The 24,632-nt window shown below is 61.3% G+C and carries 21 protein-coding genes and 2 pseudogenes; 7 read left to right on the forward strand and 16 right to left on the reverse strand.

The genetic code is table 11. The annotated features are described in order from the left end of the window. Positions 1–29: 29 nt before the first annotated feature. Positions 30–2,069: a sigma-54-dependent Fis family transcriptional regulator gene (locus RA167_RS13110; protein ID WP_076788032.1), complete on the reverse strand. Its 2,040-nt coding sequence runs from the start codon at positions 2,067–2,069 to the stop codon at positions 30–32. A gap of 488 nt (positions 2,070–2,557) precedes the next feature. Between RA167_RS13110 and RA167_RS13115 the strand changes: the two genes are divergently transcribed. Further along, the gene (locus tag RA167_RS13115; protein ID WP_237574290.1) at positions 2,558–3,388 is read left to right on the forward strand and encodes a response regulator transcription factor; all 831 of its coding nucleotides are present in this window, start codon (positions 2,558–2,560) and stop codon (positions 3,386–3,388) included. Positions 3,389–3,418: 30 nt separating this feature from the next. Here RA167_RS13115 and RA167_RS13120 read toward each other — a convergent pair whose 3' ends face one another. From RA167_RS13120 to RA167_RS13135, 4 genes are all read right to left on the reverse strand, one after another. After that, the gene (locus RA167_RS13120; RefSeq protein WP_041754685.1) at positions 3,419–3,628 is read right to left on the reverse strand and encodes a dodecin; all 210 of its coding nucleotides are present in this window, start codon (positions 3,626–3,628) and stop codon (positions 3,419–3,421) included. Positions 3,629–3,823: 195 nt separating this feature from the next. Then, positions 3,824–5,419 (reverse strand): efflux transporter outer membrane subunit, encoded by a 1,596-nt coding sequence (locus tag RA167_RS13125; RefSeq protein ID WP_076788034.1) that lies wholly within the window; start codon positions 5,417–5,419, stop codon positions 3,824–3,826. Beyond that, the gene (locus tag RA167_RS13130) at positions 5,416–8,607 is read right to left on the reverse strand and encodes an efflux RND transporter permease subunit (protein ID WP_076788035.1); all 3,192 of its coding nucleotides are present in this window, start codon (positions 8,605–8,607) and stop codon (positions 5,416–5,418) included. Before RA167_RS13130 ends, RA167_RS13125 begins: the two co-directional genes overlap by 4 nt. Further along, entirely contained in the window at positions 8,604–9,824 is a 1,221-nt protein-coding gene (locus tag RA167_RS13135) for an efflux RND transporter periplasmic adaptor subunit (RefSeq protein WP_139337176.1), read from the reverse strand. Before RA167_RS13135 ends, RA167_RS13130 begins: the two co-directional genes overlap by 4 nt. A gap of 164 nt (positions 9,825–9,988) precedes the next feature. On the opposite strand from RA167_RS13135, the gene RA167_RS13140 reads away from it, so the two are divergent. Beyond that, a complete protein-coding gene (locus tag RA167_RS13140; RefSeq protein WP_076788036.1) occupies positions 9,989–10,639 on the forward strand; it encodes a TetR/AcrR family transcriptional regulator in 651 nt (216 codons plus the stop codon). A 21-nt stretch (positions 10,640–10,660) separates the two neighbouring features. On the opposite strand, the gene RA167_RS13145 is transcribed toward RA167_RS13140, so the two are convergent. The 7 genes from RA167_RS13145 to RA167_RS13175 form a co-directional block, all read right to left on the reverse strand. Further along, the gene (locus RA167_RS13145; protein ID WP_076788037.1) at positions 10,661–10,879 is read right to left on the reverse strand and encodes a DUF2795 domain-containing protein; all 219 of its coding nucleotides are present in this window, start codon (positions 10,877–10,879) and stop codon (positions 10,661–10,663) included. Beyond that, entirely contained in the window at positions 10,876–11,145 is a 270-nt protein-coding gene (locus RA167_RS13150) for a hypothetical protein (RefSeq protein ID WP_076788038.1), read from the reverse strand. The genes RA167_RS13145 and RA167_RS13150 overlap by 4 nt, the downstream gene beginning before the upstream one ends. 96 nt (positions 11,146–11,241) lie before the next feature. Further along, positions 11,242–12,579: a C45 family autoproteolytic acyltransferase/hydolase gene (locus tag RA167_RS13155; RefSeq protein WP_076788039.1), complete on the reverse strand. Its 1,338-nt coding sequence runs from the start codon at positions 12,577–12,579 to the stop codon at positions 11,242–11,244. 75 nt (positions 12,580–12,654) lie between these two features. After that, positions 12,655–14,388 (reverse strand): ClcB-like voltage-gated chloride channel protein, encoded by a 1,734-nt coding sequence (locus RA167_RS13160; RefSeq protein ID WP_076788040.1) that lies wholly within the window; start codon positions 14,386–14,388, stop codon positions 12,655–12,657. Positions 14,389–14,405: 17 nt separating this feature from the next. Continuing rightward, positions 14,406–15,167, reverse strand: a complete 762-nt coding sequence (locus tag RA167_RS13165) for a glutathione S-transferase family protein (protein WP_076788614.1) — start codon at positions 15,165–15,167, stop codon at positions 14,406–14,408. A gap of 174 nt (positions 15,168–15,341) precedes the next feature. Then, positions 15,342–17,039, reverse strand: a complete 1,698-nt coding sequence (locus tag RA167_RS13170; protein ID WP_076788041.1) for a hydantoinase B/oxoprolinase family protein — start codon at positions 17,037–17,039, stop codon at positions 15,342–15,344. 9 nt (positions 17,040–17,048) lie between these two features. Beyond that, the gene (locus tag RA167_RS13175; protein WP_076788042.1) at positions 17,049–19,133 is read right to left on the reverse strand and encodes a hydantoinase/oxoprolinase family protein; all 2,085 of its coding nucleotides are present in this window, start codon (positions 19,131–19,133) and stop codon (positions 17,049–17,051) included. A gap of 517 nt (positions 19,134–19,650) precedes the next feature. Here RA167_RS13175 and RA167_RS13180 point away from each other — a divergent pair. The 3 genes and pseudogenes from RA167_RS13180 (at position 19,651) to RA167_RS13190 (ending at position 20,537) form a co-directional block, all read left to right on the forward strand. Further along, on the forward strand, positions 19,651–19,869 hold the full coding sequence (locus RA167_RS13180) for a hypothetical protein (RefSeq protein ID WP_076788043.1): 219 nt from the start codon (positions 19,651–19,653) through the stop codon (positions 19,867–19,869). Positions 19,870–19,903: 34 nt separating this feature from the next. Next, on the forward strand, positions 19,904–20,122 hold the full coding sequence (locus tag RA167_RS13185) for a type II toxin-antitoxin system Phd/YefM family antitoxin (RefSeq protein WP_237574289.1): 219 nt from the start codon (positions 19,904–19,906) through the stop codon (positions 20,120–20,122). A gap of 74 nt (positions 20,123–20,196) precedes the next feature. After that, a pseudogene (locus RA167_RS13190) lies at positions 20,197–20,537 on the forward strand (PIN domain-containing protein). A 185-nt stretch (positions 20,538–20,722) separates the two neighbouring features. Here the strand turns inward: RA167_RS13190 and RA167_RS13195 are convergent. Together RA167_RS13195 and RA167_RS13200 are read right to left on the reverse strand one after the other, a co-directional pair. Then, positions 20,723–21,127, reverse strand: coding sequence for a type II toxin-antitoxin system VapC family toxin (locus tag RA167_RS13195; RefSeq protein WP_076788616.1), 405 nt, complete (start codon positions 21,125–21,127; stop codon positions 20,723–20,725). 7 nt (positions 21,128–21,134) lie between these two features. Beyond that, positions 21,135–21,389 carry a type II toxin-antitoxin system Phd/YefM family antitoxin gene (locus RA167_RS13200; RefSeq protein ID WP_013435358.1) on the reverse strand — a complete coding sequence of 85 codons (255 nt, stop codon included), beginning with the start codon at positions 21,387–21,389 and terminating at the stop codon, positions 21,135–21,137. A 305-nt stretch (positions 21,390–21,694) separates the two neighbouring features. Between RA167_RS13200 and RA167_RS13205 the strand changes: the two genes are divergently transcribed. Continuing rightward, positions 21,695–21,919, forward strand: coding sequence for a hypothetical protein (locus RA167_RS13205; RefSeq protein WP_139337177.1), 225 nt, complete (start codon positions 21,695–21,697; stop codon positions 21,917–21,919). A 247-nt stretch (positions 21,920–22,166) separates the two neighbouring features. Here the strand turns inward: RA167_RS13205 and RA167_RS13210 are convergent, their stop codons facing one another. Both RA167_RS13210 and RA167_RS15710 read right to left on the reverse strand, forming a co-directional pair. After that, the gene (locus tag RA167_RS13210; RefSeq protein ID WP_175972478.1) at positions 22,167–22,376 is read right to left on the reverse strand and encodes a transposase; all 210 of its coding nucleotides are present in this window, start codon (positions 22,374–22,376) and stop codon (positions 22,167–22,169) included. Positions 22,377–22,607: 231 nt separating this feature from the next. Then, positions 22,608–22,790, reverse strand: a pseudogene (locus RA167_RS15710) (hypothetical protein); the annotation flags it as partial. A 774-nt stretch (positions 22,791–23,564) separates the two neighbouring features. Between RA167_RS15710 and RA167_RS13215 the strand changes: the two are divergent. Beyond that, positions 23,565–24,530 (forward strand): hypothetical protein, encoded by a 966-nt coding sequence (locus tag RA167_RS13215; protein ID WP_175972479.1) that lies wholly within the window; start codon positions 23,565–23,567, stop codon positions 24,528–24,530. The last annotated feature ends 102 nt before the right edge of the window (positions 24,531–24,632 follow it).

The raw sequence follows: 24,632 nt of genomic DNA on the forward strand, positions 1-24,632 counted from the left end.
TCACGCCGGCACCATAGGCGCGTGTTACGTCAGCCGGCCTCGCCAGAGCGGGGGCGGGCGATGCCCAGCCTGGCCAGCCGCCGGTACAGTGTGGCACGCGACATGCCCAGTGCACGTGCAGCGCGCGTTGCGTGCCAGCGATGCTCAGCCAGTGCGTCCAGGATCCTGGATCGCTCGATGGCCAGCATATCGTAGGCGTGTGTGTTACCGAACCGCTCGCTCGTTGCATCGCCGTTCGTGGCGTGCCATGCTATGCCTGCGTGCGACGGATGCGGTGATTGCGCCAGGGTATCGAGCTGCGAGCGAACATCGGCCGGCAGGTGCGCTGCTGTGATCAGCTGCGTATCGCAAAGCAGGCACGCGTAGCGTAGTACGTTGCGCAGTTGCCGGACATTGCCCGGCCATGGGTGGCGCGCCAGCCGTGCAAGCAGCGTGCTGTCGAGCGTGAGCGCACGGGGCACACGCCGCGCCTCGTCCTGGAATACAGTGACGATCACATCTTCGATATCGGCTCGATCGCGTAACGCCGGCATCGTCAGTACGACGCCGCTGAGCCGATAATACAAATCCTCGCGGAACCGCCCGGAGGCGACCATCGCGCTTAGGTCGCGGTGGGTTGCGCAAATCACGCTTAGATCGACCTGTACTGGCGTATCGGCACCCAACGGTAATACCTCACCTTCAGCGAGCACGCGTAGCAGCCGCGTTTGCAGATCGATCGGCATGTCGCCGATTTCATCGAGGAACAGTATGCCGCCGTCGGCTTGCGCGATGCGTCCGCGTGCGCCTTTTGAGCGTGCGCCGGTGAACGCGCCAGGCGCATAGCCGAACAACTCGCTCTCGATCAGCGATTCCGGAATGGCGCCGCAGTTTACGGCAATGAAGGGCTGTTTGCTTCGTTCGCCAGACGCATGGATGGCCTTAGCGAACATTTCCTTGCCGGCGCCTGTTTCGCCTAGGATCAGGATGGGCAGGTGTTCGCCCGACAGTCGCAACGCGATGCGTGCATTGCGCGCGATCACCGGGTCACGGCTGTCGAGAAATACGCGCATCGACGGCGGCGCTGCCCGCGCCGGTGCATCGTCGGCTGTGCGAGGGAGTGCCGGAAAGCTGGGCGCCGACGGCTGCCACGGTGACATGCCTGCCTGCGGCGCGCGTATCCGCGCGTACAGCCTATCGCCCGTGGCACGCGAGCGCAGCGCGGTCATTCGCTGCAGACCGTCGATGGGAAGCAGGTCCGCGTCACGCACGTCGAACAACATCGACAGATGCGCAGGCGCACCCGACGCGAGCATCGGAAACCGCTGCTTGGCCTCACGGTTTGCCGCGACAATGGCGCCACTGTCATCGAACGCAATGAGCACTTCCGGATTCACCTCGACGAAGTGCGGGTTGTCGTGACCGAACAACAGCCAGTACTGCGCTGTTTGTTTCACGAAGTATCCATCCTCGATCAACTGCGCAGTATGCCGTACCAGTTGATGGACGATGCTCTGGCTGTCCGCGCCATCGGGCGACTGCAGCGCGGACGCATCCACGACGCCGATCAGCTTGCCGTCCGGTGCGAGGATCGGCGCGGCGGTGCACGTGAGGGTCGTGAACAGTGAACGGAAATGATCGACCTTATGCACGGTCATCGGCGCGCATTCGGCGAGTGCGCTACCGATACCGCAGGTGCCTTGCTCGCGCTCGGACCAGCAGGACCCGATGTACAGCCCCACTTCCTTGTACTGACGGCGCAAATGCGAATCGACTCGGTAGTCGACCGTCACACCTTGCGCATTGGCCAGCAGCACGCAGTAGCCGGCGCTGCGCAGCGTGTCATGCAGGCGCGACAGGTATTGACCGGAGGCGAGCAGGAAATCCTCTTCCTGTTGTTGGATCTGCTTAAGCTCGTACGCCGTCAGGATCCGCGGCGATGCCGGCGATGTCGGGTCGATGCCATACAGTTGTAGTGATCTGTGCCACGACGACAGCAGCCGCGGGTTGGTATCCGGAGAATCACTTGTGCCATTGCGGACTGCATCGATCACACGGTCCACGTGGGCGGTTTTCGGATCCCTTGCCATGAAGTCACCAGCCTTCAGCCGTCATACGCCTGATTGTTCTGTCGTATCCCGCAGACATTCGAGGACCGTATTCCCCCGCCCATCTTCCATTTGCGAATGTATCAGTGTATCGATGCGTGAGACACTGTGTGCCGAGCCCATGAATCGCCTCGCCGGCCCCGTCAATCGCGGCCGGCGGCCCAATGCGCGTACATCCCGCACTCGGCCGGTGGTGCTGCATGAGTCAAAAGTGTCTCAAACCATCATTTGTATGTGAGGATGCCGAAACTCGTAAACATTTGCAAGAGTTCGTTTTTTACGACAGCTCGACACCAATGGCATGGTCGTTGCTTTTAACAGTGTGAATCGGACGGCGATCGTTGCTCAGCCGTCAGGTAAATGAAATAAGTTGAAAGAATAATGAAATGTTAGCGTAAGTCGTTGCTCGCAGCAATGGGCGGATGTGGTTCAGTGCGACGCGGGCAGGCGCCACAACCTTATGGACTACTATGCTTTGTGCCAACGATCGAAATAGTAACCCGCTCCAGTTACCGCGTGCGGGACAACTGGACGCCCCGGCCAACGTCACGTGCCTGTTGGACGACGGCGCCGCGGGCTTGACCGTCGCAGTGCTGGCCCAGAACGTGGGGCTTCATGCGCGTGTCAGGACTGCGCTGCAGGAATACGGGATCGCCTGCTGCCCATTTGGCGACGACATCTCCCTGGTCCGGGCGGTATCCCGCCATGCATTCAGTGCGGTGCTGCTCGATGCGACGGCAGGCGTCGATCCGCTGCAGCCCATCCTGGCGCGTCGGCTGTGCTATCGCGCGCTGTTGATGCCGGTGATACTGGTTGGCGTGGCAGACGACGTGGCGAGCAGCAAGGCGGTACTCGAGTCGGGTGCCGACGACATCGTGTTGGCTCCAGTCAACGCGCGCGATTTGATGACCCGGCTGCAACTCGCGATACTACGTCATCGCCGCGACGTGCACGCGCGCGAAGGGCGGGAGCCTGTATTGCAGCGTGGCGAGTACCGGCTGGATCGGGGTGCGTGCACGGTATCGGTGCGGGACAGACAAGTGCGGCTGACGCCGCGCGAATTCGAGATCGCATGGATACTGTTCTCGAACGAAGGCGAATACGTCAGCCGTGAACATATCACGCGCACGATATGGCCTGGTTCCGACAAACGCGTTGATGGCGCCCTGGACCAACACATTTACAAGCTACGCAAGAAGCTCGCGCTCAACGGCGAGAGCGGATGGGCGATTCAGCCGCTATATGGGCACGGATACCGTGTCGTCGCACTGGATGCCACGGGGCCGCGACAGGCGGCGTAAGTGGCACCACGTCGGCTTGGCAACAGCGGATCAGTCTTCGATGCGCAGTCCGACTTTGAGGCTGACCTGCCAGTGAATGACCTTGCCACTCTCGATATGGCCGCGCGTGTCGGTGACCTCAAACCAATGCAGGTTGCGCAAGGTCCGTGACGCTTTCTCGATTGCGTTCTCGATAGCGTGCTGGATGGATTGCGTCGACGATCCAGTCAATTCGATCTGTTTATACACGTGGTCGCTCATGGTTTTCTCCCGGCAAAGTGGACGACGCTGGCGGCGCGTCGTCGCGTTCAGTCTTGCATGCTTGTAGCACGGCGTATGCCAGCCGCCGCACGCGCCGCGCGTGTGGCATGATGGTGCGCTGACAAGGCACGACAGGGGCAGCGAAGCCAATCCGCGTAGCGCGCGAACAGCTTGACGTCGCCGCAGGGTGAGCGGCTAGTGTGGTGCCGACGTATCGACGGCGGGCGAGCCCATGGCCTGGAACAACGATGCGGTATCTGCTAGCCGCGCGACGCGCGCGCGTATCGCATTGATACGCACCGAGTGCGCCTGCTGTTCGCTGGCGCGGACCGCCGATATCGGTAATGCCCCCAGCTCATGGCGTTGTCTTGCTGCTTGCGCGGCTTGTTCGGCCGCCTGCTGCGCGGCAAGCACGGCTGCCTGCGTGCGGGCATCGTGCTCCAGCGCGACAAGCGTATCAGCCACGTCGCGGAACGCGTCCAGCACAGTTTGCCGGTACTGGTCGAGCGCCGCATCATAGGCGTGGAGCGCAGCCCTGCGCTGCGCGCGCAGGGCGCCGCCATGGAACAGCGGCTGAGTCAGACTGGTGCCGATGTTCCACAGACGACCGGCGGCACGGGTCGCCAACGGCCAACTCAAGCCGCCCTGGCCCCACGACGCCGACAAGCTCAGGCTTGGAAACATCTGTGCGGTCGCGACGCCGACCTCGGCTGCCGCCGCCTGCACCGCTGCGTCGGCAGCGAGCACGTCCGGACGCTCGTGCAGCAGCTCCGACGGCAGTGATACGGGCACGGTGTCTGGCAATATGAGGCGGTCCAGCGCGAGGTCTTCGGGCGCTGCGTCCGGCGTGCGGCCCATTAACACCGCCAGGGCATGCCGTGCCGCGAGCCATTGCGCGCGCAGTGGCGGCAATGCGGATGCGGCCGCCTGCGCGTTTTGACGCGCATTCAGGGCATCGACCCGCGAGGCGGCGCCCAGTGCGACGCGCTTGTTCGTGTCGTCGGCTTCGGCTGCTGCCAGTGCGGCGATGCGTTCTTGGGCATCCCATTGTTCGTGCAGCGACGCCGCGGCTAGCGCGGCGCTGACGATATTGGCCGCGAGCGCGCGGCGTGCGGCGTCGAACTGGTACGACTGGACATCGACCTGCCGGGACAACGCTTGGTTAGCCAGCCGTGCTGCACCGAACAGATCAATCATGTAGTTCGCACGAACTTGTCCGACAAAGGTGTTGTAGCGCAACGTCGGCGGCCCCTGAATGGGCATGCTCAGCGCCCGTTGGCGCTGCACCTGCCCTCCGGCGTCGATTGACGGCAGCATAGATTCTCCGATCTGCGCACGCAGTTGTTCACGTGCGGCGGCGAGGGTTTTTTCCGCTGCCGCCAGCGTGGCGTTATTACGCAGCCCTTCGTTGACCCACGCGTTGAGGGTGTCGGACTGATACAGCATCCACCAGCGCGGCACGGCACGCGCGCCAAGCGCGAAGCGCTGCGCTACGCCTCCCGCCGTTACGCTCTGCGCTGCACCGGGCTGTGCGGCATAGTGGAGCGGCGCAGGCGGCGTGGGCCGTTCGCTCAGCGCGAATGCGCACCCGCCGAGTAGCGTGGCACACGCCGCGGCGACGCATGCTGTCGTTACGGCCGCCGCTCGCCTGTCGGCGGCGCGGTGCGGATGGATCCCACAGGTGAGTGACGGGCGTAAGCTAGGCCTGCGCTTTGACATGAGGGACAAGCTCAGCATGGACTCCGGCGTCGGCGAGGGTGATAACAGCGCGCTCGGCAAACGGCGCATCATCGTGCCTCCTGCGGTGGTTGGGTTTCGTCGTTGCGCACGCGGAACCACGTGGCGTACAGCGCGGGTAGGTAGAACAGCGTCAATACGGTGGCGCTGGTAATACCGCCCATCAGTGCAGTTGCCATCGGGCCGAAGAAATTGCTGCGCAGCAGCGGGATCAACGCTAGCACCGCAGCGGCGGCAGTCAGTGTGATAGGCCTGAAACGGCGTACCGTCGCGCCGACGATGGCAGCAAGGCGGCCGTGTCCTGCCGCGATATCCTGCTCGATCTGGTCGACCAGGATCACGGAGTTACGCATGATGATGCCGAACATCGCGATTACGCCGAGCAGCGCGACGAAGCCGAACGGCTGGCCGAACGCGAGCAGCGCGGCGACCACGCCGATCAATCCGAGCGGTGCGGTTAACACCACCATCATGACGCGTGAGAAGCTCTGCAGCTGGATCATCAGCAAGGTCAGCACAGCGATGACCATTAGCGGCAGTTGCGCATTGATCGATGCTTGCGCCTTTGCGTTTTCCTCGACCGAGCCGCCGACTTCGATGCGGTAGCCTACCGGCAGCTTCGCACGCAGCCCCGCCAATGCCTTGTCGATCGATTCGGTGACGTCGATGCCCTGTGCGCCGCCGCGCACATCGGACTGCACCGTGATCGTCGGTTGCCGATCGCGCTCCCAGATCACCGCGTATTCGAGCCCGTACGACAGCCGCCCGAGCGTGCCGAGCGGCACCGGCCCGGACGGCGTGGGCATCGCTAGCGACGCGAGCGCCGACGGGTCGACACGCTCGTTGCGGGGCGCGCGCAAGTCCACCCCGATCAGCTTGTCGCGCTCGCGATATTGCGTGACAGTGTAGCCGGACAGCGACATCTGTAGGAAGCTAGCAATATCCTGCGACGATACGCCTAACTCGCGAGCCTTGGCCTGATCAACCACAAAATGCACCGAGCGCTGCCCGGGCTCGTCCCAGTCGAATTGAACGTTGCGCGTGCGAGTGTCGTCCTGCATCACTGAGGCGACCTGTGTGGCGATGGCGCGTACCGTCGCGATGTCGTCGCCGCTGACGCGGAATTGCACCGGATAGCCGATCGGCGGGCCGTTTTCTAGTCGGGACAGCCGCGTGCGAACACCACTGAAGTCGGTCGCGAGCTTGTCGTCGAGGAAGCGCGCGAGCGCGTCACGATCCTGGATAGACTTTGCGGTGATGACGAACTGTGCGAAGTTGGGCAGTTGCAGTTGCTGGTCCAGCGGCAGGTAGAAGCGCGGCGCGCCGCTGCCCACGAAGCTGATCGCATGGTCAATCCCCGGCTGCTCTTTAAGTAGCGCCTCGATGCGCTGCGTTTCCCGCAACGTCGCGTCGAATGATGCGCTTTCGGTCAGCCGCACGTCGATCAACAACTCCGGCCGGTCCGAACTCGGGAAGAACTGCTGCGCGACCAGACCGAAGCCGCCGAGCGCGACCACGAAAAGGACGAGCGTCACGGCCAGCACGGCGAAGCGGCGCTTGACGCACCAGGTGATCCATACGCGCAGGCGGGCGTAAAAGCGCGTGTCGTAAATATCGTGCTCGTGTTCGTGCCCATTCTGTTGCTGGTGTCCGTGTACTTGCTCCTGCCCCTGTTCGTCTGCGTGCCCCCGCACTTGGGGAACAGTGGGTCGCTTGCGCTCGGGCAGCATGTGATAGCCGAGCAGCGGGATCACGATCACCGCGGCGAGCCACGATAACAGCAAAGCAATGGCTGATACCTCAAAGATCGAGCGGGTGTATTCGCCGGTGGCGGACTTGGCCAACGCGATCGGCAGGAAACCGGACACGGTTACTAGCGTGCCGGTAAGCATTGGAAACGCGGTGCTGGTGTACGCGAATGCAGCGGCTTTCGCGCGGCTCCAGCCTTGTTCGAGCTTGACTGCCATCATCTCGACCGCAATGATTGCATCATCGACCAGCAGGCCGAGAGCAAGCACCAGCGTGCCAAGCGACACCTTATGTAGCCCGATATTGAACACGCCCATCACCAGCGCGGTCACGGCCAGCACGATAGGGATCGAGATGACCACGACCATCCCGGTGCGCAGCCCGAGCGATACGAGGCTGACCACCAGCACGATGCCAACCGCTTCGGCGACGGCCCGCATAAAGTCGTCCACAGAATGCGACACGGCGTGCGGCATGCTGGAGACCTCGGTCAGTGCCACCCCGGCAGGCAATTGCGTGCGCAACTGCACGACGCGTGCGTTCAGCGCCTTGCCGAGCTTGATCACGTCGCCGTCTGGCTGCATCGTCACGCCGATGCCCAGCACCGGGCGGCTGTTGAAGCGCATCTGCGTGACCGGCGGATCATCGTAGTCGCGGCGGATCGTGGCGATGTCGCCCAGCCGGAACGAACGGTTGTTGATGCGCACCAGCGTATCGGCGAGCGCGTCAACATGATCGTATTGGCCGCTCGGCCGCACGAATAGGCGATCATCGGCAGTGGTCAGCACGCCGGCCGCCGCGACGGCGTTTTGCGTGTTGATCGCATCGGCGAGTTGTTGGGGGCTGATGCTGAGCCGGGACAACTGTGCGTTCGAAATCTCGATATAGATATGCTGGTTCGGATCGCCGAAGTAATCGACTTTGGCGACGCCCGGCACGCGCAGCAACTCGCTGCGCAGCTGGTCTGCATAGTCGTGCAGCTGTGCGGCAGAAAACCCGTCGCCCTCCAGCGCATAGATGTTCGTGTAGACGTCGCCGAACTCGTCGTTGAAAAACGGTCCCTGCACGCCGGGTGGCAAGGTATAGGCGATGTCGCCGATCTTCTTGCGGACCTGGTACCACGTGTCCGGCACGGTCGAGGCCGGGGCCGAATCCTTGATCGCGAAGAACAGCAGCGACTCACCAGGGCGCGAATAGCTGCGCAGGAAGTCAAGCTTTGGGGTTTCCTGCAGCTTGCGTGCGATCCGGTCGGTGATTTGCTGCTGGACCTGTTGGGCATCGGCGCCGGGCCACCTTGTCTGGATCACCATCACCTTGAAGGTGAACGGTGGATCTTCCGATTGCGACAGATTCCGGTACGACAGAATGCCGGCAAGTGTCACCAGCACCAGCACGAAGACTACCAATGCCTGGTGCCGCAGTGTCCAGGCGGACAGATTGAAGCGTCCTTCGTCGTACGAATGACCGGGCGGTTGGTATTGAGCGCCGGTCATAGCGAGAAATCCTCCGGATGCAGCGGCGCGACGGGCTTGACCTGCTCGCCCGCGCTGACCGTGTGCACGCCGCGTAGCACGACGCGCTCGCCGTCGGTCAGTCCGGCGCTGATCACCACGGTGCGCTCGGTGTAGTGCGACACTGTGACCGGCCGCAGTTCCAGCGTGCCCACGTCCTGTTTGCGCGCGTCGCGCGACTGGCCGGTGTCGCGCGACGCGGCATTGGCACGAATCACCCATACCGCGGGGCGTTCATTTTGATGGAACAGTGCGGTGGCGGGCAGGACGATGTCATGGTTGATCGCACGCGCAGCGTCCGGCTGGAAGGCCACGCGGGCGGTCATGCCCAGGCGCACCGTGTCGGCGCTGCCGCGGGGCAGCGCGAGCGTAAGCTTAGCGCGATAGGTCCGGCTGGCCGGATCAGCGGACGGCGCCAACTCGCGCAGCGTTGCGGTGAACGCCTGCTCAGGCAACGCAGTAAGCGTGACGCTGGCCTTCGCGCCGGGACCGATGAAAGCCAGTGTGCGCTCCGGCAGATCGCAGATCACGTCCAGCGCGTCGGACCACGCGAGCTGGTAGACCGCTTGTCCAGCCGACAGGTTCTGCCCAGTGTCGGCCAGTTCCTGTGTGATCACTCCCGCGTGGTCGGCGGCGAGCGTGGTGTAGCTGAGCTGATCCTTTGCCAGCGCGGCTTGCTGAGCGGCGGCGTCGCGCTGCGCGAGGGCCGTGGCATGATTGTCCTCGGTTTGCTCGAGTTGCAGCTTGCTGATCAAGTTTGACTGCGCCTGCGCGCGGTCGCGCTCGAGTTGTTGTCGGGCGAACAGCAGTCGGTGCTCGGCCGCGCTCAACTGTGCGGCGGCGCTCGCGGCCTTCTTGCGCGCATCGGCGGGATCGAGTTGCGCGATGATCTGACCGGCGCGCACGGCCTCGCCCAGATGGACCCGGCGCTCGATCAGTTTGCCGCTGACGCGAAACGACAGCGACGTCGAGAATCGCGCGGCCACTTCGCCGGGAACGGTTGTTACGGCAACGGCGCTAGCTGTGGCGCTGTGCACAGTGGCCGCCACCACCGGTCGAGCCGGCACGTCAGGGGCGACACGGTCGCGGCACGCGTTGAGCAGCACGAGCGCGGCCAGCGCGCTGGCGACGGCGGTATTGCACGGCGCCAGGCGCGCGCGACGACGCGGGGCGGAATGCAGCAAGACGAGAGCTTTCACGGCAACTCCGGCGAGAGGCGGCAGACGCAATGAGCCGATGCGTCGCCCGGACACGCCTCTGATGCGCGTGGCACCGCACCCGCCCGCTGAATACTAGGTCACATTCTAATGCACAGTTGTATCTGAATGCAAAGACGTATTTACGTGGTCGATGGTGATACCATATGTCCATGTCGACGTCTCGTGCCCGCCACCGTACCCGGCTCACGCGAGAGCAAAGCCGGGAGCAGACGCGTCAGCGCCTGATGGACGCTGCGCAGACGCTTTTCGTGAAGAAAGGATTCGACGCGTCCAGCGTCGAGGATGTCGCTGCGGCAGCCGGCTATACGCGCGGGGCGTTTTATTCGAATTTCAAAGACAAGGCGGAGTTGCTGCTGGCGTTGCTTAAGCGCGATCACGGCAATATCCAGCAGGCGTTGCAGCGCATTTTTGATTTGCAAGGCAGCGTGCAGGACATCGAAGCGCAGATCCTGACGTACTACAGTACGCTGTACCGCGAGAACAAGTGTTTCCTGGTATGGATGCAGGCGCGGTTGCTGGCCGCGCGCGACGCGAAGTTTCGCGCGCGGTTCAATGCGCTGTCGCGGCAGACTCGCGCAGACATCGCGTATTTCATCGATGCGTTCTCCGCGCGCCTGGGCATCAGGCCGATCGTGCCGGCAGCGCAGCTCGCGCTTGGCCTGATGGCGCTGTGCGACGGCATCCAGTTCTTCTACGCGTCGGATCCGCACGTGACCGACGCAATGGCCGAGAACGTGCTGGCGGCGTTCTTTGGCGCGGCGGCGTTCGGCCATCGGGCGGCGGGGTCTCGCTGAGCGCGTCGTCGCGCGCACACGCTAGGCGGATAGGCCGGGACCTGCCGCACTGGCGAGCCAGCGCGCGACCGACTGCGGATCCGGGTAGTCACGCTCGGGCAGCGCCTGCAGCGCGAGCAGCACGTCGTTGCTGGCGCCCGCTGAGCAGGCGGCGGCCACCAGCGCGTCGCGCGTGGCGGGATAGCGCACGTCGCGCAGCGTCTGGCTGAGCTGCTGATCAATCGGGTCGGTGACGCTCATGTTCGTATCTTGACATGCCGCGCGGGTCCTGCGGCAAGGTCGGGGCGGGGCGTCGGCAACTCAATGGTTTGCCAGTGTTCAACAGACACTGTACCGTCCTGCTGCGCTAGGCTGCGGACGGCGGTCGGCACCGTGCCAGCGTGTCGCGTGTGCGAAGCACGGGTCACGTCGGGTACCCCGCTGTCGCAGGGCACGATGGCGATGAGCGGCGTGCTGACGAGGGCTGCGGCCAGCGCTGCTAGCGGATGTGACATGAACGGATTCATGGTGTCGGTCTTCCACTGAAACGCGATGGCGATATTCGCGCAAACTGCGTGCCTGCGTTCCGCGAGGGGTGCGTCGCGCTGCGCGCCGGCATGCGGTCAACGGACTGCGTCAAACAGCGTCCACGGCTGGGACGCGCGATCGCGCATGTAACCGTTGAGCCAATTCCACTGCGGATGGCGACGCATAAACGCTTGTGCGTCGAACGGCCGGCCGCATGGGTGACCCCAGCGTGCCCACAATTCGAGTCGTACCGCCATGTCGCTGTCGACCACCTTGCCGTCGTTGGCGCCCCATGGATTGAATGGACCGTGATCAGCGTCGCCAAAGCGTGCGTCGTCCAGTTCCAAGTGGCCGCAAAGGGTGCGCGAACTCGGATGATCGTCGCGATCGAGGTACACATCGTAATGATCGGCGAGCATTTCCTTGGCCAGTTCAGCATCGATCCGGCCGCGGTGTTTTTCCATCAGTTGCATCCAGCGCAGCCGGCGCGCACCATTGCGCCGCACGTCGTTGTAGTCATCCCCCTGGCTAATGCATTCCTGGTTGCGGATCTTCAGGTCGTTGGCCGTGTTGAAGCCGCTGTAAAAGCCGTCTTTGGTGACCTCGAATCCGGAATAATGCAGCCCAAGCTCGTAGCGTGCGATTTCACCGGTTTTGGTATCGCCGAGCAGCCAGCTGTTCGCGTAGCCGCCGTTGTTGTCGGTCGCGAAGCGCTCGCACCACGAGCCAATGCTATCGGCATACTGCGTCGCCTTGCGCGAGCGGTAGAACTCCGGCGAGCCGGAGGTGTTGTAGCCGACAAAATTGGAAATCGTCGTCTCGGTCACCATCAGGCCCGCTGACGTGATCCAAAAGTCCGTTAGGCTGGAGATGCAGCCCGGCAGTCCCTGCATTAGGATCCGGTTGCCCTCCTCGGGCACAATATCGAAGATCACGTTGAACGCATCGCCGGCCGCATAGCGGTCCCACGAGTTGTGCGCCATCACGATGCGGCCATCGCGCGTGGCACTGCCGGTTGCAATGAATGCACTGCAGTGATGGCCGAGGCGCCCTCGCCATGGCTTGCCGGCGAACTGCGGCCGTGTTTGGCTGACATGCGCGGGCCACCAGCTTTGCAGCAGATCCATGTAGCCGTTCCAGGCGAGCACCTGTTCGTAGGGCAACTGCGCGCCATCGGCAATGCCGCGCATCTCGGCGGTGAACTCGTCATCGACACGGTCGGTGAATTGGTCGATTGCGGCGTTCACGAAGGTGTCAAACTCCTCGCCGGTGTCCCACTTGGCTAGATATTGCGCGGCGCGGATCGCGCTGCTGATCTCGCGGGCAAGCAACTGGCCGTGCTGCAGGCCACGCTCGTATGGCGCACCCTCGATATGCACAAAGATCCAACCGGCCTGGTCGCGCCGCAGTGCAGGAGTCGATTGTTCGGACATGTTGCACCCTCCGAATCCATTGTAGTGAATCCGTTGCTTTTTGCCGTCGCGACGACGCGTCGCATGCGGCGTGACTCAATCGCTAGCATTCATCCGGAAGTATGCCTGCAGCAGCGAGGTCTTGTAGACTACGCCTAGCAATTTAGGCGCCTGCTTCGATGCGACGACGGGCAGCCGCTCGCCTTGGAAGGCGAGAAAGTGCTGCAACGCGGCGGCAAGCGGCATGTCCGGCGTCAGCGCGGCGAAATCTCGGCGCAGGTAGTCACGCGCACGGTGCTCGCGCGGGCCGTGCTTGTCGAGCAGGTCGGAGGTGATGTCCTTTAACGCGACCACGCCCTGAAACCAGCCGGCAGCGTCGACGATATAGATGTACTTAACCGGATATTCGAGAAATACGCGCGTCATGTCCGCCACGCTCGCGTCTAGGCCAAGGACGGTGTCGGCCGGGCGCACCAGTTCACGCATCTGCGTGGCCTTCAGGCGCAGCCGTTCACGCCGCTCGCGGTTGCGCCGCAGTGTGACCTCGTACATTGAAGTCTCGGCCAGGGCCCGCGCGATGAAATAGGCGATCACGCTAGCCAGCATCAACGGCAGCACGACCTGATAGCTGAGCGTCATCTCAAAGATCATCAAGATCGCCATCAACGGCGCATGGGTCGCTGCCGCGAGGAAAGCCCCCATCCCGACGATGGCATACGTGAACGGCGCCGACGTGGCGAGCGGCAAGTGCGCATGGGCCGCGAGTCCGTAGATCGCGCCGAGCACCGCACCGACGAACAGCGTCGGCGTGAAAATACCACCGACCGCGCCTGAGCCGACCGTCGCGCAGGTCGCCGCTACCTTGAACGCTAACACTGCGACGAGCGCTTGCCAGGTCCAAGGCTGGTGCAGAATGGCGTTCACCACGCTATAGCCGTTGCCCCACACTTGCGGTGCCTGGATCGATAAGGCGCCCACCAGCGCGCCGCCCAGTGCGAGCCGCCAGGGCAGGGGCGCCACCCATCGGCCGAACAGCCGGCGCGAGGCACCCAGCAGGAGGAGGAACGCCGGCGCGAGCATCCCGCACAGGATGCCGAGCCCGACGAACCACAGTACTTCGAGGCCGGAGATGGTCGGAAAGGGCGGCATCTCGTAGGGCGCCTGGTAGCCGGACAATGCGCGCATCGTGACATTGGCGACCACAGATGACACGATGATTGGCCCGAAGCTCTCCATCGCGATCGAGCCCAGCACGATTTCAGTGACGAACAGCGCGCCGGCGATCGGGGCGCTGTACGCGGCCGTGATGCCGGCCGCGGCGCCGCACGCCACCAGCAAGCGCAGACGTTCTGGGTCGACATGCACGAGGCGGCCGAGCAGTGATGCGCTGAGCGCGGCAAGCTGCACCATCGAGCCCTCGCGGCCGATTGAGCCACCCGAGGCAATCGTGACCAGCGACGAGCCGCTGCGCCATAGGCTTTGCCGCACGGGCACCACCCCTTCGCCGATAGTAATCGCTTCCATATAGTCAGCATGGCTCTTGCCGTCGTCGTCACGCCGGGCTGCCAGCAGGAGCATGCCGGCCACGGCGCCGCCGACGCTGGGCAGCGCGAGCCGTGCGTACCACGGTAGGTCGCGCGCGACCTCCACCAGTCCGCTCGCGTTAGGATCGACGAGCGATTCCAGCCAGTCGACGCCGAGGCGGAACACGATGGTCGCGGCCGCGCCGACCAAGCCGGCGAGGGTGGCCCACAGCAGCATCGTATGCTCGTCGGACAGCCTGAGTAGGCGTTGCGCGCGGGTGCGCAGCTTGAGCAAAAAGGCCAGCACGGCGCGATGGCGATGAGTCAACTGGCGTCCAATTCCGCGTAGTGCCGGAATATGCACGACTCGTTGTGCGGGATGCGGCGAGGCGACGCCAGGTACGCGGCGATACGCGGCCGCGCGCGCACCGCTTCATGCAGCGCTGTGAGCTTCGGATACTGTGTCGCGAAGCGAGCGGTGGCACGCGGAAACGCGTAGCGCAGTCCATCAATGAGTTGGAACATCGACAGGTCTGCGTAGCTCAATGCCGCGCCGACCAGGTGCGCGCATCCCGCGGGGTTCTGCTCGAGCACCCGCTCGAAATAGCGCATGAACTTCGGTATCCGGTTGGCGATGAAATCGGCGGCGCGCTGCCGGGCGGCGTCGCGTTGCTGCTCGAAATACAGTGCGTTGGCAATCGGGTGGTGCGTGTCGTGTGCCTCGCTCACCATGTCGGCAATCGTCAGCTGCAGTCCGTGGACCCAGTGGCGCAGTGTTTCATCGGCGGGCACCAGGCCGAGCCGGGGTCCCAGGTACAGCAGAATGTTAGCGGTCTGCGCAATGAGTGTTGTGCCGTCGCGCAGGAAGGGGGGAGCGAACGGGATGCAGGGCTCGGTTTGGCTTTGCAGAATCGACATCATCGTGCCGATGCCGTGCTCTGTGCCTTGCGGATTTGCGTCTTCGCGGCGACCGGACGGCGGTAAGCGCGCGACGTCAAGATAATCTGCCCCTGCCTCTTCGAGCGCTAAGCGGACGAATTCACCGCGGCCCTGTAGGCCCGGCCAGTAGTACAGTTCGTAGCTCATCATCACAGTCCTGAGATAGCGTAGCGACGGACAGCCGCCGCTGGCAGCCAGTGTTTCGGCGTCCGACGGCCGCTGCGCCCGCGCGGCACCGCAAGCCGGGCCGCGCCTGCCATCACGATACCATTGACTGCTGTACCACTGGGCTAGAGCGTGTTATGCACTTTGCAAGTACTTTCAGATCTGGCCTGCATGATGTAGTCGCACGCTCCCCTCCCAATGATAGACTTCGCGTGCCAGCTCGGCAGAGATATAGCCATTTCGGATGTCGTCGCGAACCGCATCGGGATCGCGCATCGACGGATCACCGTATCCGCCACCTGAGCCCGTACGCACGCGGACCACATCGCCGCGATCGAGCTTGACGCCGCTGGCCATGGCGTAGCGCTCGCTGCGGCCGTCGGCGCGCACGATCTCGACGTAATTGAGTGAGCCGTCACGCCCGTTCGCCTGGCCCCACGGTGGCACTTTGGCGCGCGTATATCCGCAGGTCAGGAAGCTGCCGTCGGAGCGGATCCGATAATCGAGCCGGATGCCGCGGCCGCCGCGATATTGCCCGTATCCCCCTGGCTCGTCGTTCAGTTCCATGCGCTCGACATAGACGCCATAGCGCGCCTCGCAGATCTCGGCCGGGCAGTTGTATGTCTCGCCATGCATTGCGGAGAACATCGCACTGTTGCCGTCGCGATCCCGCTTTGCTCCCCAACCGCCGATCTCAGGCTCGATCAACGTGAAAATGCGCGCGGTTTCCGGATGGGGGCCGCCAATCACGGTGGCGCATATCGACGAGAAACTGCCGGCGGGGATGCGGTCGGGCAGATGCGGCGCAAGACAGCGTAAGATCAGGTCGTGCACCCGGATCAGGTTTTCAAAGTAAAACCCTTCTGCCGCAGGGCTACACGCATCAAACAGCGAACCAGGCCGTGTCACAACCTTCAGCGGCCGGAAGGTGCCGCCGTTGGCGCTGCCGTTCGGCTCGGTGATCGACTTAAATGCCATCTGGGCAGCCACTACCGTGCCGTCGCGGCTGAGATTGCCCGGTCCATGGACCTGGTCCGGGTTGTCGCGCAAGTCGACGATCATTCCGTTGTCGCCGATTTCAACGACTACTTTGTATACCTTGTCGTCGTCCTGAGGTTCGGCCAGTTCGAAGCGCCCTTTCGGCGTGTGACGCAGTGCTTTCAGCGAGACCTTTTCACCGTAGTCCATGAAGTCTTGCATTGCCTGCAGGAACATTGCTTTACCGTACTTCTGGGTCAGTTCAATCAAGCGTGTCGCGCCGCTGCGCGCGGCAGCGATGCCTGCCCAAAGATCACCTTCCATGAAGTCGGGCATGCGCGTGTTATAGCGCAGAATCTGCATCACGGGACGCACTGGCTTGCCGCGTGAGATCAATTTTACCGCGGCCAGGCGCAGCCCTTCCTGGAAGATCTCGGTCGCATCGGTAGAGAATGATCCCGGGACCATGCCGCCAACATCGTTCCAGTGAGCAATATTGGCCGTCCACGCGACGATGTCGTCGCCAACGAAAACCGGCATCGACAGTACCACGTCGTTCAGATGCGTCACGCCGCCTGAGTACGGGTCGTTGGTGATGAAGATGTCGCCCGGCTCGATGTCGCCTGGTTGGCCGTGCTCGACCAAAATGCGGCGCACCGCCTTATCCAGCACGCCAACAAAGGCAGGGATACCGGCGCCGGAGCTGGCGATATTGCCTTGTGCATTGGTGATGCCAGTCCCCATGTCGAGCACCTCGTAGATGATCGGGCTCATCGCGGTCTTGCGCATCGCGGTGAACATCTCGTCGGCGATGGCTTGCAGTGCATTCTGAATGATATCGAGCGTGAAGATATCGATCTTATCGCTGTGGCTCATGATGATGGCTCACATGGAAAGAGTGATGTGAAAGTTGCCGAGGCGGTCGACGCTCACGGCGTTATTCGGGTGGACCACGATGGTCGTGCCGGGGTCTTCGATAATTGCCGGACCGGCGAAGTGCATGCCAGGCTCGATGCGTTCCGCGTCGTAGACGATCGCTTCGTGCCTCCCTTCGAGCGCATAGTCGACGGTGCGACGGCCTTTTGCCGCGGCCTGAATAGTGGCGCCGGTGACTGGCAGGTCGGCCAGGTTGAGCTTGCCGATTTCTGCCACGGCGACGATATGAAAGCCGACGATCTCCAGCGGGGCGTTCAGCCGATAGGTGTACTGCTGCTCGTAGCTGGCGTGAAAGCGGGCAACGATATCGGCCCAATGCGTGGCGACGCGTTCATCTTGCCGCAGCGGCACCTCGACCGCATGCTCCTGGTTCTGGTAGCGGATCTTGCAGTACAGGGCCAATTCGATAGCGTCGGCGCCGATGCCCTCGGTCGCGTACTGTGCCGTTGCATCATGCGACAGCTGTTCAAGCAGCGCTTGCGCACCGAGCGCCGCATCCGGACGATCCATCTCAAAGAGGCGGTTGACGAAGCAGTCGCGACGCAGGTCGGACATCGTCATGCCCCACGCGGAAAAGACAGACGCGCCACGCGGAATCACCACCTTTTTCACGCCGAGTTCCTGCGCGAGCGCAACGGCGTGCATCGCGCCGCCGCCACCAAAGGCGAGCAGCGTGAAGTCGCGCGGATCATGGCCCCGGCTGAGCGACACCAACTTCAGCGCATTCACCATGTTGTCGTTGGCGATCCGAATAATGCCGCGCGCGATTTCCTGCGGCGACAGCCGTAGCCGCTCGGTCAGCGGTGCCATGGCCCGGGCCACGGCTTTGATGTCGGCAATGAACGTACCGCCGCAGAAATAATCCTTATTAATGCGGTCCAGAATTAGGTTTGCATCGGTGGTGGTCACATGGGTGCCGCCGCGACCGTAGGCTGCGGGACCAGGCGACGCCCCAGCCGATTGCGGGCCGACATGCAACTTGTCGAATTCGTCGATCCACGCGATCGAGCCGCCACCATTGCCGATCTCGACCAAATCGACCACAGGTACCATAATCGGATAGCCGGTATGCGTCCGGTCGCGCTCGAACCAGTAGTCCGTTTTGATGGAGATCTGCCCGTCCTTGATCAGTGTGCATTTGGCTGTGGTGCCGCCGATATCGAGCGCGAGCACATTGGGCTCGCCGATCAGACGGCCTAGTTCGGCCGCTCCCCAGAAGCCGCTGGCCGGCCCCGACTCCACCATCGTAATCGGGATTTCTCGGGCGTGAGCCACGGTGTCGACACCGCAGTTCGACTGCATCACATAGAGCGGCGCCCGATAGCCGTTCGATCGCAATCCGTCTTCAAGCCGCTGTAGGTAGCGTGCGGCGATTGGCTGCACATAGGCGGACAGTACCGCGGTACTGGAGCGCTCGTATTCCCGCCACTCGCGCGTGATTTGGTGCGATGCCACCGCCGATGCCTGTGGCCAGAGCCGACGCACACCGGCCAGCACCGCTTGTTCGTGCACCGGATTGGTATAGGCGTGCAGCAGGCAGATCGCGACGGCTTCCACCCCTTCGGCGCGGAATGTGTCGACGATGGCGGGCAGGCCAGATAGGTCCAGCGGCTCGCGCTCGCTGCCGTCTACATGCAGGCGTCCCGGTATTTCACGACGCAGGTAGCGTGGCACAAATGGCGCGGGCTTGACCCAGCTCAAATTGAAAAAGTCAGGCCGGTTGGCACGCGCAATTTCTAGCGTATCGCCAAAGCCTTGTGTCGTGATCAGTCCCGTCTTAACGCCACGGCGTTCGGTCAGCGCATTGATCACTACGGTGGTGCCGTGCGCGAGGAAGGTAACAGCGCTCAAATCCACATCGGCCTTTTTTAGTACGTTGAGGATGCCCTGCTCGTAGTCAGGCGGCGTCGTATCCGACTTGGCAGTCCGTACCGATTGCCGGCCTGTGCGCGGATCGACTTCGAAGTACACCAGGTCGGTAAAAGTGCCACCGACGTCAGTAGCCACGCGAATCGTCTTGTTTAGTTTGCTCATCGCGTGTCTCCTTGCCACTGAAGGCCGTCGCCCTGTCCTTTGATGTGACGCGCGCCGGCTTTTTGCTGTCGTATATGTTTAGCGCACCGATCCAGATCACTTCCGCATCTAGATCGGCCCGGCCAGGCGGTCGATGTCTTGCCCGGTGCCAAATGCTGCCGTTACAGCGTATTCTCGGTCATGTCAAATGCGGTTGCCTCGACCACTGCCGCGACACGGCAGGCGGCCTCACCGTGATCGCGCATTTTGCGATGCGTGACCCAACCGCCGCATTCAATTGCTACATGCCCCACTCTCGAACTGGCATCGACCGGATAGCATTGCAATACAGCGACTCGCCATTGAGACGGACCTGCGTCATGTGGCGCCGGAACGGGTCCAGGTGACCCGGCGCCCCCTGGGGGCACGCGGCTGGGCCGCCTGCTCATAAGCATAGGATGCGTGCCACAGTTGTGGGGGCATACAGGCGGATAGGGTTAAAAAGCGGCCGCTCAATTATATGGATCGGTGCCGTCCGATGACCGCTACGCTTTATGGACTAGCTCGTATTGGGGGGGAACTGTTTACCGGTATGCCAGTCAGCTCGCGCGCCGAGGCACTCAAGAAATTAAACTGGTATGCCATGCGCTGGAAGATCGAGGCACTTCATAAGAACGTGAATTGGGGTGCAGGGCAGAATGAGGCTGACTCAAAAATCCGGCCATTCAAAAGTAGAAAAATCCGGCACGATGTGTGAATCCTGAAGCTACCCCCTCATACACCTATCGAATATGCCCGTTGCGGTGACGCGGCATGGTCAGACGGTAGGGTACTTCATTCCGGCACATGGTCAAGCCGAAGCGCATCTTGCCGCTATGAAAAAGGCGAGTGAAATCTTGGGTGATCTGCTGACTGGTCGTGGCGTGGATGTCGAAGGGGTAGTGTCCGAGTTTAAGGCAGTTCGCCGGGCATCGACTGGCAAGAACAAGACCGGTGCCAAATCTGCATGAGCAATAAGGCAATCGTACCCGATGCGAACATCTTGATCCGGGCAGTTCTTGGCACGCGCGTGCGCGAGTTGGTCATGGTGTATGCTCACGCAGTTCAGTGTTTCGCTCCCGACGTGACGTACACGGACGCCAGAAAGTACCTGCCAGCATTACTGGAGAAGAGAGGCGTTGCGCCGGAGTCAGCGATAGCCGTGCTGGATAGCTTGGTTCCCTTGATCCCAATTGTTGATGCTGAAATCTATGGAGATACGCAGGCCGCTGCGCTCCAGCGCATCGGGCAAGGGATGCCGACGATTGGCCCGTCCTGGCATGTGCTATGGCAATCGGATGCCCGGTTTGGACGGAGGATGCGGATTTCTTCGGGACGGGGGTGGCGACTTGGACGACAGATCGAATCCAATTCTATTTGAATTAGATCCTACGTAGCGTGAGAACAGCCAAAGGGAGGTGTGCTCGACTTACGATATCGGATCACCAGCCGCTCAATCTGACGCGCGCTTAGCACCAGCCGTTCGGTGAACTCCAACCCCGTTCGCATTTTCGCTTTCTTAGTCGTTAGGCGAGCCCGCCGGGGCGTTGACCGTCAAGATGTAGGTAGACTTATTTCCCGAATGGGTTGAACACCGGTACGTCAAAGCGTTCAAAGTCGCGAACGTTTCTTGTGGCGACGATAAGCTTGTGCGTCAGCGCGCTGGCCGCGATCATGGCGTCTTCATAGACTGTGTTCGACTGACGATGCATCAGCTTCGCCCAGAGCCGGAAGGTCGCAGTGTCCATGGGCAAGACATTGTAGGTCGCGCTGACTTGATCGGCCCACGCTTCTATCGCCGATGCCTTGTCGGCGTCTTGCTCGCGCGTGATTTCGATGCCTGCTTGAATTTCACCGAGTGTCACGGCGGATAGGTAAAGCTCGTGATCGGCAACGCTTTCGAGCCATGACACGACTGCCCCATGCGGGCGCAGCTTGCGAAGCTCAGAAACAATATTCGTATCCAGAAGGAACACGGTGGTTTTATAGAGCAAGCGTTGTGCGACGCTGCGCCCGTCCACGTTGTGGCAAGTCAAGGTCACCACGACTGAAATCGGACAACAGCAAGGCTTTCAGCGAGGGGCGTGCGGCGGCGTTGAGCCGTTTCCACTCCGTGATAGGCACCAGCACAGCTGTTTCTGCGCCGCGACGGGTCACCAGCTGCGGCCCCTCACTGACACAGGCGTCAAGTAGCTCGCTGAAACGGGCTTTCGCGTCTTGTACAGGCCAAGCATGCATGGCGGATCCCTAATAACTAGACATATAACTAGTTTATACGTGCCATCACCGCAATGCAAGGGTTCATTAATTGGTGCTGATTCACAACCGCATGTCTGGCGACAATTACTGGCTCTTCCCCACTTTGTGTGAAGGTTCACGTCATAAGTCAGCACCGATTCAACACGTGAGTACGAAGCAGTTGGAAGCCGGCGCGGCCATACATTGGGCGCTTGAGAAACTTGAGCCGATTGACATGGCCTTCGACGATGCCGTTACTGTAGGGTGTGAGCTGTGCAGCGTGTACGGCATCGTAGTCGTGCCCAATGCTTGGCTGCAAACCGCTGCATTTCTGGTACACCGCTGGCCTGCGCTTGACGCAGCCAGCTTGCCAACGCTTGATGTGCGCGGCGCTTGACTATGTTGGTGAACTGGAGCGACAGTCGCTGGATTGCTGTTATCTGGGAATTTCGCTCGGCGAGTCGTTGAACCAAGCGCTCGATGTGCCGCTCTTTGTCGTCGGTGAGCGCGGCCGTGCCCCGATCCATTAACCAGTAGCCTCGATGTTGTTGCCACGCCGGGCGCATTCTATTCGATCGCTGGCAATGCGACAGAAGCGTGCTCGTGATTGAGCGAGCGTGCAACTTCGCGGATAGGCCGCTGGCAGCGGCTCAGCGCGCGTTCAATGGCATCGCCAAGATGCTTCAATAGATGCCATCGGTCGGCCACTTGTATGGCTTGTGGCGCGCCACGGGTGATGCCTTCGGCGTCAATACCAGCGCGATCGCGTGACACGATTCAGATTGCGCGGTTTCCTGCTAGCCAGTTCGCCACCGATGTCGCATCACGATCGGGCAACCGATCCAATGGGCGCCGTTGCTCGAGATCGACCAGTAGGGTGCCATAGCGATGAGCGTGTTTGAATGCCCAGTCATCGACGCCAACTGTGGTAGGGCTGAATGTCGTCGCGACGTACTTTTGGCCGTTGCGCTTGAGCAAACGAAGCATCGTTTCGCCGCTGATCGAAATGCCCAGCCGCTGTGCTAGGCGCGCACCTGCGGCGTCATTAAGTGCCAAGCCCACATGCCACAGCACCGTCTGTGCCCGGGCTGTGCGGCGCTGCTGACGCGCGCCGAATGGCGCAAGGCATTGGGCGAATGTTCGCCGGCAACACATTGTGTTATCGCAACGAAAGCGCCGCACCTGGATTTTCAGTGTGACGCGATGGCCGCTACACGGTAGATCCTCAACGCGTCGTCGGTACCCTCCGTGTATCCGGGAACTGGTCGCTCCACACGCCGCGCAGTGTGCAACGAGCCCTTGATGCTTCAATGCAACGATGAGTCGATTGCCGATCATTTCCCATCCGACAATGCGCATGTCGGCAGCGGGTAACAGGCGTTGAAGGAAGGAAAAATCCATGCCGATTATCCGAATGGTGCGATACCGGCTTGATTCTTATTGCCATCTGCAGGTTCACACAAAGTGGGAAGAGCCATTTTTACTTTGTGCGCAACAGTGAGCTTAACCAACTACGGTCTAACCTGTTTGCCATCACTGCCTGATCGCTCTTTTCTTTCCCGACTTGGATGACTTACCCAATGTAGCAAATCAGCCTGCCGGCATGGTGTTATCCGACAAAGATGTAGACGCCGCTGCTCACCGCTGTGTTGTTACGTGCGCTTTTACCCATACTAAAAGCACTACCGCCTTGGGTTGTGCGTGTCTCACTCTTTACGGAGCTTGCCAATAGACTTTGACACAAGTGCCGCATCCAACAGTGCTCAAATAGCGATATATACAATGGAAAACCAGCGAGCCGGCCGTCCTGCTGTGGCTGCTCCGCCGGATTCTGTAAGCCAGACGGCATCTGTAAGCACACGCGTGCTGCAACGTTCCACGACTGGTCAAACAAGCTACCCAACAACATACCGTGATTTGCCTGCAGAAATTCTTCAAGAGGTGGCCGGTCATCTGCCATTCGACGAAGCAGGCAACCTATCGACCGTAAGCAGGCGAAGCTATTACGCACTACAAGAAAGACGGCTAAGCTGGCTTTGCTACCAGCGAGCCAAGCATGCTAAAGCGCTGGATCTTGTATCGGTGTAGCAGTTACTAGCCGAGATCGAGCGTATCCGTGCTGAGCCGGCGTTGCGTGCCGAACCTCTTCGGGCGCTGTGGCCGCGAATACTGGGCTTGCCAGACGAGCAGCAGCAAACAGCATTTCAACGGGTTTTCGAAGCTGCACGCCATGTGCCAAAGCAAGGTCTGCAAATACAGAAAGACATGATTAAATCGATAAGAGAATTTCCTGATGGGCAAAGAATCGATTTATATAATTTTGTTTATGCTGACGCCGAACGACGAAGTCCTAAACAAGGCAGCACTTGGGCCGCTGTTGCATCGCTAATGTCACAATTACCAGAGGATCAATTCCCTTTTGAAAGCACCTATCAAAATTTTATAAGCCGGCTTCCCGAGTTAAATGCGGCCGAGCAAGCTGAACTGATTGTGCAACTAGCGTGGCAGTTACAATACGAAGTTCTCGGCATTAATCTTATTAATCCACAAATAACGATCGCTGAGTATCATCAAATACTACAGGAATGGGTGCGACGTTTGCCAAGGTCGTACCAAGGTGAGCCGATTGGTGAGTTAGCTAAATCAATATGGGCGCTAAATGGACAAAAGCTTAATCACTATGTTGCGCTGCGTGACTTGACACTATTACTGCCAAATCACCAGTTGGGTAGCGCACTACGCTATCTGCCGCTCGCGTTGGCGGAACTAACGTGGGAACACCATGCTTACGAACTTTCATTGCTTGAAGATGCGGCTCGGCGCGTGATACCTGGGCAACGTACACTGGTGGCTGCTGGACTGATCCAAGCTGCTCTAGGAGTGAGTGAGGCCTTAGCGAAACAGATATGGCAACTTGCACTGCGCCTGCTCGACGGCGGCAATGAAACGGACATACTCGATGTTTTCCATGAACTGGAAAAACCCGATAGTATATTGGCTCTCGATGAGAATCCGAGAATAATATTATATGTGCCAAATCACGCAAAAACAGAAATTAAGGACTTTATCAAGCGCAACCGACTTAGTCAGGCAATTTGCGACGAGTTATTTACCTACTTTGCACAGCGAACTTACTCGTAACTAGTCGAGCCTGCAAAAATCTTGAGATGCTGTTATGGTCAGACGCAGAAGTCGATCGAGGGGTTGCGCCACTCCCAGAAAGATAATCCAATAGGGGCAATT

Origin of the sequence: Mycetohabitans endofungorum (genome assembly GCF_037477895.1) — a bacterium.
Lineage (GTDB): Bacteria > Pseudomonadota > Gammaproteobacteria > Burkholderiales > Burkholderiaceae > Mycetohabitans.

Bases quoted from the DNA above. Each gene is read 5' to 3' on its own strand.
- RA167_RS13140 (WP_076788036.1), top strand. From the start codon at position 9,989: ATGTCCATGTCGACGTCTCGTGCCCGCCACCGTACCCGGCTCACGCGA.
- RA167_RS13210 (WP_175972478.1), bottom strand. From the start codon at position 22,376: ATGCTTCGTTTGCTCAAGCGCAACGGCCAAAAGTACGTCGCGACGACA.
- RA167_RS13170 (WP_076788041.1), bottom strand. From the start codon at position 17,039: ATGAGCCACAGCGATAAGATCGATATCTTCACGCTCGATATCATTCAG.
- RA167_RS13185 (WP_237574289.1), top strand. From the start codon at position 19,904: ATGCCCGTTGCGGTGACGCGGCATGGTCAGACGGTAGGGTACTTCATT.
- RA167_RS13155 (WP_076788039.1), bottom strand. From the start codon at position 12,579: ATGTCCGAACAATCGACTCCTGCACTGCGGCGCGACCAGGCCGGTTGG.
- RA167_RS13180 (WP_076788043.1), top strand. From the start codon at position 19,651: ATGACCGCTACGCTTTATGGACTAGCTCGTATTGGGGGGGAACTGTTT.
- RA167_RS13165 (WP_076788614.1), bottom strand. From the start codon at position 15,167: ATGAGCTACGAACTGTACTACTGGCCGGGCCTACAGGGCCGCGGTGAA.
- RA167_RS13175 (WP_076788042.1), bottom strand. From the start codon at position 19,133: ATGAGCAAACTAAACAAGACGATTCGCGTGGCTACTGACGTCGGTGGC.
- RA167_RS13200 (WP_013435358.1), bottom strand. From the start codon at position 21,389: ATGCATGCTTGGCCTGTACAAGACGCGAAAGCCCGTTTCAGCGAGCTA.
- RA167_RS13145 (WP_076788037.1), bottom strand. From the start codon at position 10,879: ATGAGCGTCACCGACCCGATTGATCAGCAGCTCAGCCAGACGCTGCGC.
- RA167_RS13150 (WP_076788038.1), bottom strand. From the start codon at position 11,145: ATGAATCCGTTCATGTCACATCCGCTAGCAGCGCTGGCCGCAGCCCTC.
- RA167_RS13120 (WP_041754685.1), bottom strand. From the start codon at position 3,628: ATGAGCGACCACGTGTATAAACAGATCGAATTGACTGGATCGTCGACG.
- RA167_RS13125 (WP_076788034.1), bottom strand. From the start codon at position 5,419: ATGATGCGCCGTTTGCCGAGCGCGCTGTTATCACCCTCGCCGACGCCG.
- RA167_RS13110 (WP_076788032.1), bottom strand. From the start codon at position 2,069: ATGGCAAGGGATCCGAAAACCGCCCACGTGGACCGTGTGATCGATGCA.
- RA167_RS13205 (WP_139337177.1), top strand. From the start codon at position 21,695: ATGCTTGGCTGCAAACCGCTGCATTTCTGGTACACCGCTGGCCTGCGC.
- RA167_RS13130 (WP_076788035.1), bottom strand. From the start codon at position 8,607: ATGACCGGCGCTCAATACCAACCGCCCGGTCATTCGTACGACGAAGGA.
- RA167_RS13115 (WP_237574290.1), top strand. From the start codon at position 2,558: ATGCTTTGTGCCAACGATCGAAATAGTAACCCGCTCCAGTTACCGCGT.